The organism is Hydrotalea sp. (genome assembly GCF_049968455.1).
Lineage (GTDB): Bacteria > Bacteroidota > Bacteroidia > Chitinophagales > Chitinophagaceae > Hydrotalea.
The window spans coordinates 75,139-92,516 of record NZ_JBMFQT010000005.1 but is presented as its reverse complement, the minus strand read 5'-3'; the positions used below and the strand labels follow the sequence as shown (position 1 = coordinate 92,516).

The window sequence follows — 17,378 nt, the reverse complement described above, 5'->3', positions numbered from 1 at the left end:
ATAATAAAATTAATAAAACCGGTTTTTATGCCGGTTTATTTTTTTAGGCATATTGATATTGCTTTTCTTTGCTTTTATTCTTAATAATCCATGAAATTATTTTATAAGCCCATAGCATTACCATTCGAATACCCATTTACCATTTCCGGGGGAAGAACAAAGACACATCAACCTAGTTTATTGGTAGCCTTACAATTAGGTAATTATATAGGTTATGGTGAAGCCCCTGCTATTCAATATTACAATGTAACTGTTGATGAAATGGTCGCTGTACTTGAGCAAAAAAGAAACTTTGTTGAAAAGTTTGCACTTACCGAACCGGAAAGGTATTGGCATTATTTGCATCATTTACTTCCCAATCATCCATTTTTGGTAGCTGCATTAGATATGGCAGCTTGGGATTTATTTGGCAAAATGGAACAACAACCAATTTATAAAATTTGGGGTTTAACTTGGGAAAATACACCACTTACCGATTACACAATTGGCATTGATAGTGAAGAAAAAATGATACAAAAAATGCTTGCCAAGCCCTGGCCTATTTATAAAATTAAATTGGGCTTTGAAAATGATGTTGCATTAGTTGCTGCATTGCGCAATAAAACCAATGCTGTAATTAGGGTAGATGCGAATGCCGGTTGGACTTTAGAAGAAGCTTTAATAAAAATTCCGGAGTTACAAAAATTAGGAGTTGAGTTTATTGAACAGCCGCTGGCAAAAGAAAACTGGGAAGGAATGAAAGTATTGTTTCAGCAATCACCTTTACCACTTATTGCTGATGAAAGTTGCGTAAGTGAACATGATGTGGCTAAGTGCAAAGATCATTTTCATGGCATCAATATTAAACTTACAAAATGTAGTGGATTAACTCCGGCTAAGCGAATGATTCATGAAGCCCGAAATTTAGGATTAAAAGTCATGATGGGAAGTATGAATGAATCAACAGTAGGTACTGCAGCCATAGCGCAATTTTTACCATTGCTGGATTATGTTGATATGGATGGCCCCTTATTATTAAAAGAAGACATAGCAACAGGTTTAGAATTTAATGAAGGTAAGGTTCAAATGAAAGGGAATACCGGCTTAGGTATTGAGTTAAAACAATAATTAGTTAAATCATATTAATAATTTATGACACCGGAACGTAGCCAAAAACTGTGGAATGTGTTGAATAAACGTCAACCCAATTTAACAGTGGTAATGGAAAATGTACAAGACCCGCATAATATTTCAGCAGTAATGCGTAGTTGTGATGCAGTGGGCATTCAGGACATATATATCATTACAACAAAAGTACCTCGCCATCGCAAATTTGGGGCAAAGAGTAGCAGCAGCGCCGCAAAATGGTTAACGATTCATGCGTTTGATAGTGTTGAGTTGTGTTATGAAGCCTTGCGAAAACAATACAATAAAATTTATACTACCCATTTAGCTTCTAATGCGGAATCACTATATTCAATAGATTTTGCTGATAATAGTGTGGCTTTGGTATTTGGCAATGAACATGAAGGTGTTAGTGAATTGGCAAGAGAATTGGCCGATGGAAATTTTATTATTCCACAAGTGGGTATTATTCAAAGCCTGAATATTTCAGTGGCTTGTGCGGTTAGTATTTATGAAGCATTTAGGCAAAAGCAAGTAGCCGGACACTACAATCAACCCGCATTAAATGCTGCGCATATGCAAACGGTTATGGAACAATGGGGGCTTATTGAAAATGAAGAAGTATAATAAAATTCACTGTATGAAGATTTCAATGTTGGTAATTACGCTTTTCTTTTCAGTTTGTATCGTACAAGCACAAAATATAAAAAAAGTAAGAATTAAGGAGGTGTTGCATTATATCGACACTACTCAAAAACCCGTTGTTATTAATTTTTGGGCTACCTGGTGTGCACCGTGTGTACATGAACTGGCCTATTTTGAAAAAGAAATACAAAAAGCTGCCGGCGATAAAGTTCAAATATTGTTGGTAAGTGTTGATTATGCAGACGACTACCCAAAAACAATTGAAAAATTTATACAGGAACATGGTTACATATCAACCGTATGGTGGTTAAACGAAACCAATGCCGCCGATTTTTGTCCTAAAATTGATAAAACTTGGAATGGAAATATTCCTGCTACATTGATGTATAATCCGTCAACTCATTACCGTAAGTTTTATAACAGGCAATTAACTGCGCCCCAAATTCCTGAAGCTGTAGAACAATTGTTAAGCACTGCCAATTAATTTTGGAACTCTTCTTTACGAATTTTCTTTTTCTTTTGTTCTTGGCCTTGCTGCGCTTGTTGTTGCAGTACCGTAATACTAACATTTAATTCAAAACCAATTAAAAGAATTAAGGAGTTTAAGTAAATAAGTAACATAATAATTAACACCGTACCTATTGAGCCATATACTTTGTTGTAACTACTGAAGTGATTAACCCAAAATGAAAAGCCAATGGTTGTAAGTAACATTAAAGTTGTTGCTAAAATAGAACCGGGGGAAATTAGTGGCCATTTTTTTTGAATGGCAGGAGCAAAACGGTAAATAAAAGCAATGCCAAAAAATATAAACAATACAATAATGCCCCACCTTACGGTATTCCACCAAGGATAAAAGGTTTTCTTTTTAAAATGAAAAAACTCACGTAATAATCCAGCTAACTCTCCTTGGCCAATTAATACCAAAAGTGAAGCAAGAACTAATAAGATTAATAAAGTAGTTAAGCGAATAGCGCGCCATCTTCTATGCAGGAAATAAGCTTTTTTTTCAGAAATAGACTTATCAAAAGTTCTAATAATACCCATAGTTGCATTCGATGCATAAAATAGCACCAAAATAAAACCGAATGAAAAGATACCCACATGTTTTTTCAGTAAATCGTTTATAAGGATATTAATTAATTTATAGGTATTTGAGTTGGGAGTTAAATCTTTAAATAAGTTCAGCATTTGACCTTTAAAGTCGAATGAGTCAGGTAGATAAGGAATGATGGAAAAAATGAATAAAAAGGCTGCAGGCAAAGCCATTATTAAATTGAATGAAATAGCGGAGGCACGATCAATAATGCCAATTTTATTGATTTGCTGAAAAAAAAATCGGATAACATAAAATAACGGAATGCCTTTAAAACCTGGAATAACAATTTGCTTGCTTTTTTTAATTGCAAAAGCAATGGGGGGAAAGGTAATAAGTTTATGCTCCAACTTTGTCACGCTTACTTTTGTTTTTGTTTTTTAGCCATTTCAGCATCAAGTGCTTGTTGGTATTGTTTTGCATAAAAGCTATGCTCAGCAAAATTACTGCTAAAGTGGCTGTAGCCGCTAAAATCGCTTTTCGCTACAAAATATAGATAGTTGGTTTTGGGAGCATTTAAAACTATGTCAATACATTTTGCAGAAGGTGTACAAATTGGTCCCGGAGGTAATCCCTTGTTTCTATAGGTGTTGTAGGGAGAAGGATTAAACAAATATTTTTCATAAATACGCGTTAGTGCAAAATCCTTCATGGCATATTTGATGGTGGGGCATGCTTGTAAAGCCATGTTTTGGTTTAAGCGATTAATATAAACACTTGCAATTTTGCCTCTTTCTTCATCTATATTAGATTCTTCCTCTACAATAGAAGCTAAAATATATGCTTGTTGAGGTGATAATCCAATGGCTTTTGCTTTTTCTAATCGATCATTTTTGCTCCAAAAAATAGAATCTGATACTGATAAACGATTAAAGATTTTCCTTAAAGAAGTGTTCCAATAAAAAGTATAGGTGTCCGGAATAATGATGGTGAAAACGGTACTTGTATCAACTTTATAAGGCAATAATGAGTCATTGCTATTCATAAAATTCATTACCTTATTAGAGTCTATAGCAAAATTTTTAGCAATGAGTTTGGCTAAGTCTTCTTTTAATCTAAGTTTATTAATCACTAGGTTAACGGCAGCTTGCTGATTATTTTTCAGCATACGCACAATTGATAAAGCACTTGCATTTTTATTTACCTCATATTTACCGGGCTTTACATGCTTGGCAATATTTAATTCTTTCAAAACAAATTGAAACGGCCACCCTCGTTTAATAATATGTTGTTTTAGCAAAGCTTGTGTTATTAAACTTGCTGATAAACTATCTTCCGACAAAGTGAAATACTGCTTTTTTTCTGAGAAAGCTGTTGCAGGGCTTTTTAAATAAATAAAAAATGCAATAGCCAAACCTGCTATAATAAGCACAGCTAAACCAATTACCTTTCGCATAGAAGTTCAATATAATAAAAAACCCTGTCTGTTACAAACAGACAGGGCAAAAATATTTTTTATAGATTACTTTGTGGCAGGAGGAGTATTTAAAGGAATACTGTTTGCCGGTGTTGTATTTTGGTTGGTGTTCACTTTTTGAATAATGGAAGTATCAGGGCCTTTTGTTGAGCCTCTGAAAATTAGGGTAGAGAATAAAGCAAGTACAGCTATTATAGCTGCAAATAACCATGTTCCTTTTTCTAAAACATCAGTTGTTTGTTTAACACCCATAATTTGATTGCCAAAACCACCTACATTGCCTGCTAAACCACCACCTTTTGGGTTTTGAATTAAAACAATAAACCCTAATGCTACACAAGCAATTACAATTAAAATAATAAAAACTACAGTCATGCTATATTTCTTTTAGTTGTTCAATTTTTTTTGCAAAATAAGCGGATTTATCAGGATCTAAAAAACTTAATTTAATATAAACCTGCACAGCTTTATCTATTTTGCCTTGTTTTACCAAAATTTCAGCCATAGTTTCGGTAATAATTTCTTTGGTTTGATTGGAAGTTTGGGCAATTCCCGGTATAATACTATCAATTTCAGTTTGTTGATGCGCCTGCATTTCCGGGGTCTGTTGGTTTTTGACAATTTTTAGCCAGTCGGTAAATTTTAATAACTGCTTACTTAGTTTGTCTTGTGGTTCTTTGGTTAAATCGGCTGTAATGCCCAACGAACCAAAATAGTCAATGGTATGAAAATGAACCGGTTCATAAGTTAATTCCTCTTCCGACTCAACCGGCTGTTGAAAACTAGCCCATTGAGCTGCAATAGTTTCGGTTAATTTTTCATTTTCTTTAACTAATTCGGTACTGTTATTGTCAGTTAACCGCTGCTCTATGCTTTCTTCTTTTGTATGATAGTTACTTTCTAACTCAACATCCTTCAATTGTCGCATTTGCTCTGCGATATCCATATTGTTGGTAGGCTCAACTATTTTATTGTCAACTTCCTCATTTGAATTAGATATTGTTAAAGCAGATACCTCTTGTTCAATATCATCAACAACTTCATGCCCTAATGTATGTTCTTGTTCTATAAGGGAAGAATCATTGTGAGAGGAGGTGGAATCATCAACTTCCTTTAAATTTAAATTAGTTGGTTCGTGCTGCGAAAGTTGATGCTGTTCATTCTCATTTAGTACTTCTTCATTCGTATTAATTTCAGCTGTAGCTTCTATTGGTAATGCTTCAATTTTTTCATTCCCTTCAATGGAATGGGCCGGCATTTCCTCAATTGTATGCTCAATAGCATTTGTGCTACTTTGCAAAACTGTTGCTACATCTACCAATTCAGTATTGTCATTGTGTGTTGTAATCTGGTCGGTGGCTTGTGTAACTTGTAAAGGGGTTGCCTCTTTTTCGTTTACGGTTGCAAGTAAATACTGCATCCAGTTAATATTGCCTGACGACGCCCAAATAAAAGCCATTGTAGGATTTGAAATAGCTTGATGATTGAGCTGTAGTTTCGCTGCCAGTAAAACATGGGCAGGTGTAAAGAATGGGTATTCTGTACAAATTTGCTGCAAACTTTCAATAGCAACTTCCTGAAATGGTTGTTGCAATAGGGCATAAGCAGTTTGATTGATGACAGCATTCATGTTGTGAAAATACATTATTTATTTACCAGTTTGAAAAAATATGGTTAAAAATATCATCTGTAATATTGCTTACAATTGTTGAAAGTAATTGCCCCTCTGCTTGTTGTAAGGATAGGTTAGAAGAAAAGTCATAATTACGGCTTACATCAAATTCATCGGTTTTATTATCAACATTGTTTTTTACAGTAATGTGTGCAGCAACAGTTAATCGGTTTGCTGTAGCTTGTTGTGAGGAAATAGCAGCTGTGGAAACTGAATAGTCGGAAATGTATCCACTAACTACCAAATTGGCATCATCGCTATTGGTACGAATTAATTTGGTTTGACTGGCAATTTTTAATTGCAGCTTATCAGTTAATTGTGGGCTTAATTGTGGATTAACATAACTGGCTTTATTTTCAATAAACCCAATTTTGATGGTTTTGATTTTTGAATAATCTATTGACACATCTTTGAATGAATAAATTTTACAAGCACTCAATAATGCAATACCAAAAAATAAAAGTATTGGTATTGCATAGTTTCTCAAAACGCTTTTGTATCCAAGTTTTAGTTGGATGATTGATTGTTTATTCTTCAATGTCATATTCTTTCAATTTGCGGTAAAGGGTACGCTCACTAATGCCTAAATCCGAAGCGGCATCTTTTCGTTTACCTTTGTGTTTTTTAAGTGCTTTAATAATCAGTTCTTTTTCTTTATCCATAATATTCAGCGATTCTTCTACAACCTCATGATGGTGCAAATCGTCGTGATTAATTAATAAGGGCTGATTGCCTGTACCAATTACAGGGGTAGTTATTGTATTTGCCGTGGCGGGTATGGTGCCCGGGAAAACCGGATGTAAACCATCTTCATGATGGGCAACATCATGAATCAATGATTCTTTTGTAAACTGAGCGGCAGTTCCTGCTAAAGATGGATTCTTTAAAATTTCCAAAAACATTTTTTTCAACTCTGTTACATCTTTTTTCATATCGAAAAAAAGTTTGTAAAGAATTTCACGTTCATTCGCAAATTCAGGATGAGCTGAATCAGTTGTATGTGCTAATACCGGTAAATTATTGTTTTGGTGTCTTTCGGGTAAAAATCTTCTCAATTCTTGTGACGATAAAATTTGTTCGTTACTTAAAACGGATATCTGCTCGGCCAAGTTTTTTAATTCGCGAACATTGCCCGGAAAGGGGTATTGCATGAGTATTATTCTAGCTTCCTCACTTAATTGAACCGGATTGGTTTTATAACGTTCAGCAAAATCAACTACAAATTTTCTGAATAATAAGGGAATATCTTCCTTCCGATCGCGTAATGCAGGTACGCGAATAGGTACAGTACTTAAACGATAATATAAATCTTGACGAAAGCGGCCTTTTTCTGCAAATTCAATTAGTTCGCGGTTGGTAGCAGCTATAACTCTAACATCGGTTTTTTGAACTTTAGATGAACCTACCCGAATGAATTCACCTGTTTCTAGAACTCTTAATAAACGAGCTTGCGTACCCATTGGCATTTCACCAATTTCATCTAAAAAAATGGTACCACCGTTTACTGTTTCAAAATAGCCCTTTCTACTATCTACCGCACCGGTAAAGGCACCTTTTTCATGACCAAATAATTCTGAGTCAATGGTTCCTTCCGGAATGGCGCCGCAGTTTACGGCAATAAAAGGATTATGCTTACGTGCAGAAAGTGCATGAATGATTTGTGAAAATACTTCTTTACCAACACCACTTTCCCCAACAATTAAAACAGTTAAATCGGTAGCTGCAACCTGCACGGCAGTGTCTAATGCAAAATTTAGGGCAGGTGAGTTGCCTATAATGCCAAATCGGTTTTTTATACTTTGTAAATCCATACGCATTAATGTTAATTCATTCAATAACTGAAGCCATTTATTAGGCAACAATTTCTCCAATTAAAGTAGCCTGTGTAGCATTTTGTACGTGCACATTTACATATTCGCCGGGCTTTAATTGGTAATGGGCTTTCGGAAAAACCAACATTTTGTTTTGGGAATTTCTTCCTTTCCAAAAGGTTGCATCTTTTTTACTTTCTCCTTCAATCAATACTTCAAAAGTTTTACCAATGTCTTTTTCATTACTTTTTTTTGATAATTCATTTTGAAGATTGATGATTTCTTGTAATCTTCGTTTTTTTACTTCTTCCGGCACATCATCGGTAAATCTTCTGGCAGCCAATGTTCCAGGCCTTTCGCTATAAAAAAACATATAGGCATAATCATATTGTGCATATTCCATTGCACTTAAAGTATCGTTGTGTTCTTCTTCTGTTTCTGTACAGAAGCCGGTAATAATATCGGTACTAATGGCGCAATCGGGTATAATTTCTTTAATTCTATCTACTTTTGCTAAATACCATTCGCGGCTGTATGTACGATTCATAAGTTGCAAAATGCGTGTATTACCACTTTGTATGGGCAAGTGAATGTAGTTGCAAATATTTTTATATTTGGCAATGGTATGTAACACTTCATCCGTAATATCTTTTGGGTGTGATGTGCTGAAACGAACCCTTAACAATGGGTGGAGTAGTGCAACTTTTTCTAATAATTGAGCAAAATTTACAGTAGTATTATTTGTTTCATCGTACCAATAGTAACTATCAACATTTTGTCCAAGAAGGGTAACTTCACGAAAACCTTTATTAACTAAATCTTTAATTTCTTCTATGATGGAATTGGCGCTTCTGCTACGTTCACGTCCGCGGGTAAAAGGTACAACACAAAAACTGCACATATTATTACATCCGCGCATAATGGAAACAAATGCAGTAACACCATTACTATCTATACGAACAGGTGAAATATCAGCATATGTTTCTTCTCTACTTAATAAAACATTTACCGCTTTTTGGCCGGTTTCTGCTTCAGTAATTAAAGCAGGTAAACTTCTGTAGGCATCGGGACCAACAACTATATCAACCAGTTTTTCTTCTTCTAATAATTTGGTTTTTAAACGTTCTGCCATACAACCTAATACGCCAATTAATAAGTCAGGTTTTTGTTCTTTTATTTTTCTGAACTCGGTTAAACGTTTGCGGATGGTTTGTTCTGCTTTTTCGCGAATTGAACAGGTATTTAATAAAATGAGTGAGGCTTCTTCAAATTGCCTTGTAGCCCCAAAACCTTCTTGGTGTAATATGGAGGCTACAATTTCGCTGTCACTAAAATTCATTTGGCAGCCATAGCTTTCAATATAAAATTTTTTTTGAAACAGGGCAGATTCCTGACCAACAGGTGCATAAGCTTCTCCTTGCCGCTTTTCATCGTGTAGTTTGGTAGGTATTTCAAATACGTTCATTGCACATTTTCTTTTTGGAGTGCAAAAATACACTTTTAAAGCAAGCGATGACACTTTGTCAGCAATACATTGGTTAATTTTAAGGAAATGCCTTTACTTTTGTAAAAATTTGAGCAAGCCTATTTCTTTTTTTACACATTTTTTTGCCCTGTTTGTGTTCTTATTGGAAATTAGCAGGGGTTTATTTGTATAAATGGCCATACTTAACATGAAATTACACAGAATTTTATTGCTTTTTTTTGCGTTTAGTTATTTAAGTGTAAGTGCGCAAGATATTTTAGTAAATACCCTTAAAAACGAGATTTATCGCCCTATTAAAAAAGATAAGGATAAAGATACCATTAACTGGCAATGGAAGCGCGGGGGCTTGTTTAATTTTAGCCTATCGCAAGGTTCATTAAGCAATTGGGCTGCCGGTGGTGATAATTTTTCATTGGCAGTAAGTTCCTACTTTAACTATTTTGTTTATTACAAAAAAGATAGACATTCTTGGGACAATAATTTGGATGTGAATTTAGGCTACATTCAAACCACAAGTTTGGGTGGACGTAAAAATGATGACCGAATTGATTATGTAAGCAAGTATGGTTACAAAGTTGATACATCAGGAAAATGGTATTTATCCGGATTATTCAATTTTCGATCTCAGTTTTTTGATGGTTACACCTATTCAAGTGGGATGCCGGTATTTGCTTCTAGTTTTTTATCACCCGCATTTGTAATATTAGCGGCTGGTTTTGACTATAAGCCCACGTCTAAATTTTCTTTGTTCCTTTCTCCCATTACATCAAGATGGGTAATTGTAACGAATCAATATTTGGCTAATCAAAAAGCGTATGGAGTTGATTCGGGAAGACATGTATTAAATGAGTTTGGTGCTTTTGCAACCATTAATTATAACACTACCATTCTAAAAAATGTTGATTATAGGGGCAGGGTTGATTTGTTTTCAAATTATTTAAATAAGCCACAAAACATTAACTTTTACATGACTAATCAATTTAATTTTAAAATCAATAAATATTTAACGGCTTCGTATAGTTTAGATATGATATATGATGATAATGTGAAAATATTTGGTCCTAACGGAGATTCGCCGGCATTACAGGTAAAAAGCATGATAGGTCTTGGATTTAATATGCCTTTAAAGAAACGGCACAAAGCCATCCCCGTTAACATAGCACCCCCTTCAATTCCCACAATTATTGATCCCCGAATTAATTTAAATACATCAGGCAATCACCTTAATTAGTTGTTTTATTTTATGTGCCTGATATATTAATTCGCCATCATCTTTGGCTATTAAAGTAACGTGGCCCATTTTGCGTCCGGGTTTGGTAGTTTGTTTCCCATATAAGTGCACAAAGGCTTGCTCAACTTTTAATACATCATTCAAACCTTCATAAATAGGTGCGCCGGTGTAGCCCGGTTCACCCAATAAATTAATCATTGCTGAAGGGTTAATTAGTTTAGTATTACCTAAAGGATAGCCTAAAATAATGCGCCAAAGCATATCATATTGACTGCAATAACTGGCTTCAATGGTATGATGTCCACTATTGTGCACTCGGGGTGCGGTTTCATTTACCCAAATTTCCTGGTCTTTATCAATTAAAAATTCAATAGCAAATAAACCGGCCGTATTCAGTTTTTGCACTACTTTTATGGCAATAGCTTCGGCTTTCCATAATAATTCGCGACTAATTCGGGCCGGGGCAATTTGGTATTCTAAAATATTTAATACAGGGTCAAAAACCATTTCTGCAGGAGGGTAAATGGCAGTTTCACCTTTCTTATTCCGAGCAACTATTATGGCAATTTCTTTATGAATATTAATCATTTTTTCTAAAACAGATGGGTGCTCAAAACCTAAGGCAACTTCCTCTTTATTTTTAATTATTTGTACACCTCTGCCATCATAACCTCCTTCACCTATCTTATGTACCGCAGGAAAAAGATGGGTATGCTGCATTACCTCATTCAAAGTTTCAGTTATAACAAAAGGCGCAGTAGGTATTTGGTGTTCATGGTAAAATTGTTTTTGATGTATTTTGTTTTTTATGGTTTTAATAGCAGACGGTGAAGGATAAATGGCTAAACCTTCTGCTTCCAATTGTTCTAATGCGGCAATATTTACAGCTTCAATTTCTATGGTTAACGCATCTACCATTTTACCGAAGCGGTAAACCGTTTCATAATCGGTTATACTGCCCTGAACAAAATGATGGCATAAATGTGCAGATGGGCAGTTTTTGTCATTTTCTAAAACATAGGTTTCTACTGTGTAATTGGCTGCAGCCTGTAATAGCATTCTACCCAATTGACCACCCCCTAATATGCCTACTTTCATATAAAGATTATTAAGTTTTAAGAAATATATTTATCCATAACAATTACACCTGAAGCCTTTTATGCCCATTTGTATTGCGAAGATAATTGCGAGCTAAATTGAAAATGAGTTTTTTGAATAAATGTTTTAATTTTGAAATATGCTACCCGATTATCCACACAAATTATTTAATGACCGCAGAGCAAACTATTGTTTGTTAATGCTGGCATTGGCAATGGACTCGGCAATTCAACTGTAATTGCATACGTTTTGTTATTCAATTGATTTTCTATTTATTTAATTAATAATCTTTATTTAATATGTCTTTGCAAGTAAAAGAAGCAGGTGGCATGCAAAATGCTGCCACCAATGATTTCCTTCCTTTAGAAGGGACTGATTATGTTGAATTTTATGTTGGTAATGCCAAACAAGCAACACATTATTATAAAACAGCATTCGGTTTTCAAAGTGTAGCATATTCAGGTCCGGAAACCGGTAATCAAGCAACTGCCAGTTATGTTGTTAGGCAAAATAAGTTAACTTTTATGTTTACTACGCCTTTAAGGTCAACACATCCCATTGCTGAGCACATATTTAAACATGGCGATGGGGTGAAAGCCTTATCATTACGTGTACAAGATGCAACTGATGCATGGCATCAAACTACAAAACGTGGGGCTAAAAGTTATATGGAACCTACTCATTTAAAAGATGAACACGGCGAAGTTATAATCAGTGGTATTTATACTTATGGAGATACTGTGCACTTATTTATTGAACGAAAAAATTATAAAGGTGCTTTTATGCCGGGTTATGTTGAGTGGAAAACCAATTATAATCCTTCCGAAACAGGCTTGCTTTATGTTGATCATTGTGTGGGGAATGTTGGATGGAACCAAATGAATAAGTGGGTGGCTTTTTATGAAAATGTTATGGGGTTCAAAAATATTTTGACTTTTGATGACAAGGATATTTCAACAGAATATTCAGCCTTAATGAGTAAGGTAATGAGTAACGGAAACGGGTTTGTGAAGTTTCCGATTAATGAACCGGCTGAAGGCAAAAAGAAATCGCAGGTTGAAGAATATTTGGAATTTTATGATGGTGAAGGGGTACAACACGTAGCTTTAGCTACTAACAATATTATTGAAACAGTAACAGCTTTACAAAACCGTGGCGTTGAATTTTTAAAAGTGCCTACTTCTTATTATGAAACTGTTTTAGAAAGGGTAGGTCACATTCAGGAAGATATAGCCGCTTTGCGGGAATTGGGTATTTTAATTGATAGAGACGATGAAGGCTATTTACTACAAATATTTACCAAACCTGTAGAAGATAGGCCTACTTTATTTTTTGAAATTATTCAGCGCCATGGCGCCAAAAGTTTTGGTAAAGGAAATTTTAAGGCTTTGTTTGAAGCTATTGAACGTGAGCAAGCCTTAAGAGGCAACTTATAAACATGCCTGCATAAATTTTGCATTTTGTATTAGTAAGGATTCTGTATTTTCAATTTTAATTACTGATTTTTGTTCCTCAATTATTATAATATTGAGGAACATTTTGCATGTTAAAATTTGAAAGCATTATGCGTTTGTTTGTTTTGTGTTGCTTTTTGTTGTTGTTTAGTGGGGGTGTATGGGCTCAAAATTCATTTGTTGATTTTCAAAAGTCGAATGTAAGGGTAGCCAATGCATTTAAATTAAAAGAAGATACCCTGGCTAAACAGTTTAAAAAAGCAGGTTTAAGTTGGCCGCCCAAGCAACTTTATATTCGTAGTTTTAAATACGATAGTCAGTTGGAAGTATGGGCACGTAATAATAGTACCGAGCCTTTTAAATTAATAAAGACTTATAAAATTTGTGCTTTAAGCGGTGGTTTAGGGCCTAAGCGAATTGAAGGTGATTATCAGGTTCCGGAAGGTTTCTATTACATTAATATGTTCAATCCCAAAAGCACCTACTACTTATCGTTAGGTCTCAATTATCCAAATGTTTCCGATCAACTTTTATCCGATTCAGTAAAGCCCGGTAGCGATATTTTTATACATGGTACTTGTGTAACCGTTGGTTGTATACCTATAATGGATAACCAAATTGATGAGTTATATTTATTGGCTTCATATGCCAAAAGTAATGGTGAAGATTTTATTCCTGTACATATTTTTCCTGTTCGATTTGATAATCCTAAAAGCATGGCCTTTTTGGAAAAGGTTACCAAAGATGATAAAGCTTATGGTGATTTTGCCCAAAGCTTAGAGAAAGTGTACAATTATTTTGAAAAACACAAAACCCTTCCAGTTATTACTGTTAACAGTAAAGGCAATTATTTAATGTACTAAGCCTTACGTTATTACTTCTCTAACTTTAATATTTGAATAGTAATAGGAGTCTGTTGGCGCAGCACCACGTTTTCTTCTGCATTCATGGTATCTATTATAGCGGCGGTGTAATGTCTAACAGTTATCAATTGCAAGTTTTTTTGTACCTGCACATCAAATTTTTCTGCAGCATGCATTGCTAGGTCGTTTATTTTTTCTGCTTTATCGTCTAAACAAATTTGCACACTAATGGCACCAAACTGAATTAGGTTGGGAATTAATCTTAAAGCATTCAAATATGTATAAATATCTTGAATTGAATGGCCTCCTATAAAAGAGAAATCGAGGCTTTGTAAGGTAATTAGTACTTGTTTGTTTTTTAAAATTTGAATGGGTGGAAATTGTAAGTGCTTAGCATTGTGTATGATGGTGCCTGGTAAAGAAGGATTCAAAAAGCATTTCACCAATAATGGAATATGCTTGTTTTGTAAAGGCTTAATGGTTTTCGGATGTATAACTTGTGCACCATAATAAGCCATTTCAATTACTTCATTATAATTGAATTCGGGAATATACCTGGCTTCTTTAAACATTTTGGGATCTGCGCTCATTACACCTTCAACATCTTTCCAAATGCTTACACTTTTTGTGTCTAAAATATTGCCTAATATGGCAGCAGTAAAATCACTTCCTTCACGTCCTAAGGTTGTACTTTCATTATCGGTAGTTGCACCAATAAATCCCTGAGTAATGTAAACAGAGTGTGTATTATTTAAAAATGTTTGTTGTGCTTTTTGAGCAGTTATATCCCATATTATGCCGGCATCTCTAAAATTATTATCAGTCAATAATACATCTCTAATATCAATCCATTGAGTATTCAAACCATTTTCCTTGCAAAAGAAATGAAGAATAGTGGAGCTAAGTAATTCACCGCAACAAACAATTTGATCGTAATAATAATCGTAACCTCTAACTGGTTTATCATGTAAAAGCCATTCTACTTCGGTAAAGATATCAAGCATTCGAACATAGCAGGCATTATATTCTTTTACCAGCAAATATTTGGCAACGGTAAGGTGCTGCTGTTTAATAACTTCAAATAGCTGCAAAGCCTCAGTAGCTTTTTGTTGAAAAAATGAATCAACCACTTTTTCTAAAGCATTGGTAGTTTTGCCCATAGCTGAAATTACCAATACTGCCTTTTCACCTGCTTCAATGTTTTCAATAATTTGAAAAACTTGTTGAATGCGTTCAATATTACTAATACTGGCACCGCCGAACTTATAAACAATCATGCTATTTAACAAATGATTAAGTGGAAGATTGGCAAAGCTACAGTAATTATGCTTTGTAAAATACAAAGCAATTTTTATTGGTACAATTCTTGAATTCAACACAAAAAAATATGCAGCTGACAATTTTTTTAAATTTTTTTAAACTATCAATGATGGTAACTGCTTTAATAGCGAATGGTTGTAAGCCAGGCAGCAGTTTGCACTATGCTCCTGTAGCAAAGTATTCTAAAATGGAAAGAGATGTGTTGTTTTATATTAATGAATACAGAACTTCAAAAGGATTACAGCCGTTGCAATGGAGCAATGCCATTTATCCTTTGGCCTCTGAACATAGTGTTGATATGGCTGAACATAAGGTAGCATTTGGACATGATGGTTTTGATGCTAGGTTTAACTCCATAAAAAACAAATTAGGTTATCTGCGTGGTGCCGCCGAAAACGTAGCGCTTGGACATTTAGATGCTAAGGCTGTTGTGAAAGGTTGGTTGAATAGTCCCGGCCATAAAAAAAATATTGAAGGCAATTACAATTTAACGGCTATTGGTATTGCACAAGGTAATGATGGTAATTTATACTTCACTCAAATTTTCATTAATAAGCCATCTAACTAAGCTATTGTAATGTGTATGGCGAACACGATTGCATAAAAAAATATTGTATGTATTGTGCGTGCCCTTTATCTTTATCAAAAAACATACAATACTATGATGGTGAATAGAAAAATTTTGACATTAGATGAATTTACCATTCAACAATTACGCCAATTTCCAACAGCAACAGGTGAGTTAAGTAGTTTATTACGCGATATGGGCTTGGCTGCCAAGCGGGTAAATGTTGAAGTGAATAAAGCCGGTTTAGTTGATATTTTAGGCGATGCGGGTTCTATTAATATTCAGGGTGAAGATGTAAAGAAGTTAGATGTTTATGCCAATAATCAATTTATGGGCGCATTAAAGCATGGCATAAGCTGTGCAGGTATTGGTAGCGAGGAATTGGATGATTTTGTGATTTTTGATGATGAAGTGAGTAATAACAGTAAATACGTGGTATTATTCGATCCATTGGATGGGAGCGGAAATATAGATGTGAACATTTCAATTGGTACAATATTTAGCGTTTATCGTAGAGTTAGCCCTAAAGGTTCACCTTGTACTCGCGAAGATTTTCTTCAGCCTGGAAATAGGCAAGTGGCTGCAGGTTATATTATTTACGGCAGTTCAACTATGTTGGTGTATGCTACCAAGCGGGGGGTAAATGGGTTTACTTTAGACCCGTCTATTGGTGAGTTTTGTTTAAGTCACCCCAATATTCAATGCCCAGAAAGCGGCAATTTTTATTCCGTGAATCATGGTTATTTCTTTCAATACCAAAAAGGTGTACAGCAATACATTACCGCCTGTCAGAAAAAAACGAAGTCGGAAGGCGGGCCTTATACACAACGATATATTGGCAGTATGGTAGCTGATGTGCATAGAAATTTATTAAAGGGAGGTATTTTCATGTATCCTGGAACCGATAGCAAACCCAATGGTAAGTTGCGTTTATTGTATGAATGTAATCCTCTCGCTTTTATTATTGAAGTAGCAGGAGGTAAAGCAACAAATGGCGAACAACGCATATTGGATATTCAACCTCAACAATTACATCAACGGTCACCTTTATTTATTGGTAGTAAATTAATGATGGAAGAATTAGAAAATTATTTAATGCAAAATAAAGAAGCGCATGTATAAATTTCTTGTGTTGGGAATATTTTTTTTATGTTGTCAACAGGTAAGTAAAGCACAGCAAGTAATATTACCACATCAGTTAAATTATTTTATCAATCCTAAGCCGAATACCTTATTGTACAACGACACTTTGTACAGAGGTGCACGTGAGTTTAAAGGCTTGTTTTACAAAACGGGTAATCTGCAGTTAATTCATTACTATCAAAAACATCAGCAAAACAAAATTTGGGGAAATGTTTTAGGTATTCTGGGAGCAGGTATGATGGGTGCCGGAGTTGGATTGGCCAGTAATCACCATTCAGGACTTGGGTGGACATTTATAGGTGGTGGATTTTGCACTACTGTAGTTGGAGGATATTTAATAGCTTCGGGGCAGAAAAACTTAATATTAGCCGTAGATTTGTTTAATAAATGGTCGCACCAACAATTACCCAAAGTACAGGCCGGTATAGGTTTTTCGGGAAGTAGTGCTGGGTTAGTTATAAATTTTTAGA

General features: G+C 34.8%; 18 protein-coding genes. 9 read left to right on the top strand and 9 right to left on the bottom strand.

Features of this window, described 5'->3' with window-relative positions:
• Positions 1–90 precede the first annotated feature (90 nt).
• The 3 genes from ACP5P5_RS05010 to ACP5P5_RS05000 are packed head-to-tail and all read left to right on the top strand — an operon-like array spanning position 91 to position 2,233.
• A complete protein-coding gene (locus ACP5P5_RS05010; protein ID WP_428285009.1) occupies positions 91–1,107 on the top strand; it encodes a dipeptide epimerase in 1,017 nt (338 codons plus the stop codon).
• Between the two features lie 24 nt (positions 1,108–1,131).
• On the top strand, positions 1,132–1,731 hold the full coding sequence (locus ACP5P5_RS05005; protein ID WP_428285008.1) for a TrmH family RNA methyltransferase: 600 nt from the start codon (positions 1,132–1,134) through the stop codon (positions 1,729–1,731).
• A 13-nt stretch (positions 1,732–1,744) separates the two neighbouring features.
• Complete coding sequence (locus ACP5P5_RS05000) at positions 1,745–2,233, top strand: TlpA disulfide reductase family protein (protein ID WP_428285007.1); 489 nt, start codon at positions 1,745–1,747, stop codon at positions 2,231–2,233.
• Here the strand turns inward: ACP5P5_RS05000 and ACP5P5_RS04995 are convergent.
• The 7 genes from ACP5P5_RS04995 to miaB form a co-directional block, all read right to left on the bottom strand.
• Positions 2,230–3,204, bottom strand: a complete 975-nt coding sequence (locus ACP5P5_RS04995; RefSeq protein WP_428285006.1) for a YihY/virulence factor BrkB family protein — start codon at positions 3,202–3,204, stop codon at positions 2,230–2,232. The two genes, ACP5P5_RS05000 and ACP5P5_RS04995, sit on opposite strands and share 4 nt — an antisense overlap.
• A gap of 2 nt (positions 3,205–3,206) precedes the next feature.
• Positions 3,207–4,241, bottom strand: coding sequence for an endolytic transglycosylase MltG (gene mltG / locus ACP5P5_RS04990; RefSeq protein WP_428285005.1), 1,035 nt, complete (start codon positions 4,239–4,241; stop codon positions 3,207–3,209).
• 66 nt (positions 4,242–4,307) lie between these two features.
• Positions 4,308–4,637, bottom strand: a complete 330-nt coding sequence (gene secG / locus ACP5P5_RS04985; RefSeq protein WP_428285004.1) for a preprotein translocase subunit SecG — start codon at positions 4,635–4,637, stop codon at positions 4,308–4,310.
• Position 4,638: 1 nt separating this feature from the next.
• Positions 4,639–5,892: a hypothetical protein gene (locus tag ACP5P5_RS04980; protein ID WP_428285003.1), complete on the bottom strand. Its 1,254-nt coding sequence runs from the start codon at positions 5,890–5,892 to the stop codon at positions 4,639–4,641.
• A 22-nt stretch (positions 5,893–5,914) separates the two neighbouring features.
• A complete protein-coding gene (gene lptE, locus ACP5P5_RS04975) occupies positions 5,915–6,478 on the bottom strand; it encodes an LPS assembly lipoprotein LptE (RefSeq protein ID WP_428285002.1) in 564 nt (187 codons plus the stop codon).
• The gene (locus tag ACP5P5_RS04970) at positions 6,462–7,745 is read right to left on the bottom strand and encodes a sigma-54 interaction domain-containing protein (RefSeq protein ID WP_428285001.1); all 1,284 of its coding nucleotides are present in this window, start codon (positions 7,743–7,745) and stop codon (positions 6,462–6,464) included. Before ACP5P5_RS04970 ends, lptE begins: the two co-directional genes overlap by 17 nt.
• Before the next feature lie 40 nt (positions 7,746–7,785).
• A complete protein-coding gene (gene miaB, locus ACP5P5_RS04965; protein WP_428285000.1) occupies positions 7,786–9,210 on the bottom strand; it encodes a tRNA (N6-isopentenyl adenosine(37)-C2)-methylthiotransferase MiaB in 1,425 nt (474 codons plus the stop codon).
• 208 nt (positions 9,211–9,418) lie between these two features.
• On the opposite strand from miaB, the gene ACP5P5_RS04960 reads away from it, so the two are divergent.
• A complete protein-coding gene (locus ACP5P5_RS04960; protein WP_428284999.1) occupies positions 9,419–10,462 on the top strand; it encodes a DUF3078 domain-containing protein in 1,044 nt (347 codons plus the stop codon).
• Here ACP5P5_RS04960 and ACP5P5_RS04955 read toward each other — a convergent pair.
• On the bottom strand, positions 10,442–11,560 hold the full coding sequence (locus tag ACP5P5_RS04955) for a 5-(carboxyamino)imidazole ribonucleotide synthase (RefSeq protein ID WP_428284998.1): 1,119 nt from the start codon (positions 11,558–11,560) through the stop codon (positions 10,442–10,444). The genes ACP5P5_RS04960 and ACP5P5_RS04955 overlap by 21 nt on opposite strands.
• A 299-nt stretch (positions 11,561–11,859) precedes the next feature.
• Between ACP5P5_RS04955 and hppD the strand changes: the two genes are divergently transcribed.
• Both hppD and ACP5P5_RS04945 read left to right on the top strand, forming a co-directional pair.
• Positions 11,860–12,996, top strand: coding sequence for a 4-hydroxyphenylpyruvate dioxygenase (hppD, locus tag ACP5P5_RS04950; protein WP_428284997.1), 1,137 nt, complete (start codon positions 11,860–11,862; stop codon positions 12,994–12,996).
• Positions 12,997–13,124: 128 nt separating this feature from the next.
• Positions 13,125–13,877, top strand: coding sequence for a L,D-transpeptidase family protein (locus ACP5P5_RS04945; protein ID WP_428284996.1), 753 nt, complete (start codon positions 13,125–13,127; stop codon positions 13,875–13,877).
• An 11-nt stretch (positions 13,878–13,888) separates the two neighbouring features.
• Here the strand turns inward: ACP5P5_RS04945 and ACP5P5_RS04940 are convergent, their stop codons facing one another.
• Positions 13,889–15,154: an aspartate kinase gene (locus ACP5P5_RS04940; RefSeq protein WP_428284995.1), complete on the bottom strand. Its 1,266-nt coding sequence runs from the start codon at positions 15,152–15,154 to the stop codon at positions 13,889–13,891.
• Positions 15,155–15,264: 110 nt separating this feature from the next.
• Between ACP5P5_RS04940 and ACP5P5_RS04935 the strand changes: the two genes are divergently transcribed.
• From ACP5P5_RS04935 to ACP5P5_RS04925, 3 genes are all read left to right on the top strand, one after another.
• Positions 15,265–15,765 (top strand): CAP domain-containing protein, encoded by a 501-nt coding sequence (locus ACP5P5_RS04935; RefSeq protein ID WP_428284994.1) that lies wholly within the window; start codon positions 15,265–15,267, stop codon positions 15,763–15,765.
• A 93-nt stretch (positions 15,766–15,858) separates the two neighbouring features.
• Positions 15,859–16,887 carry a class 1 fructose-bisphosphatase gene (fbp, locus tag ACP5P5_RS04930; protein WP_211307667.1) on the top strand — a complete coding sequence of 343 codons (1,029 nt, stop codon included), beginning with the start codon at positions 15,859–15,861 and terminating at the stop codon, positions 16,885–16,887.
• The gene (locus ACP5P5_RS04925; protein WP_428284993.1) at positions 16,880–17,377 is read left to right on the top strand and encodes a hypothetical protein; all 498 of its coding nucleotides are present in this window, start codon (positions 16,880–16,882) and stop codon (positions 17,375–17,377) included. The genes fbp and ACP5P5_RS04925 overlap by 8 nt, the downstream gene beginning before the upstream one ends.
• Position 17,378: the final 1 nt, after the last annotated feature.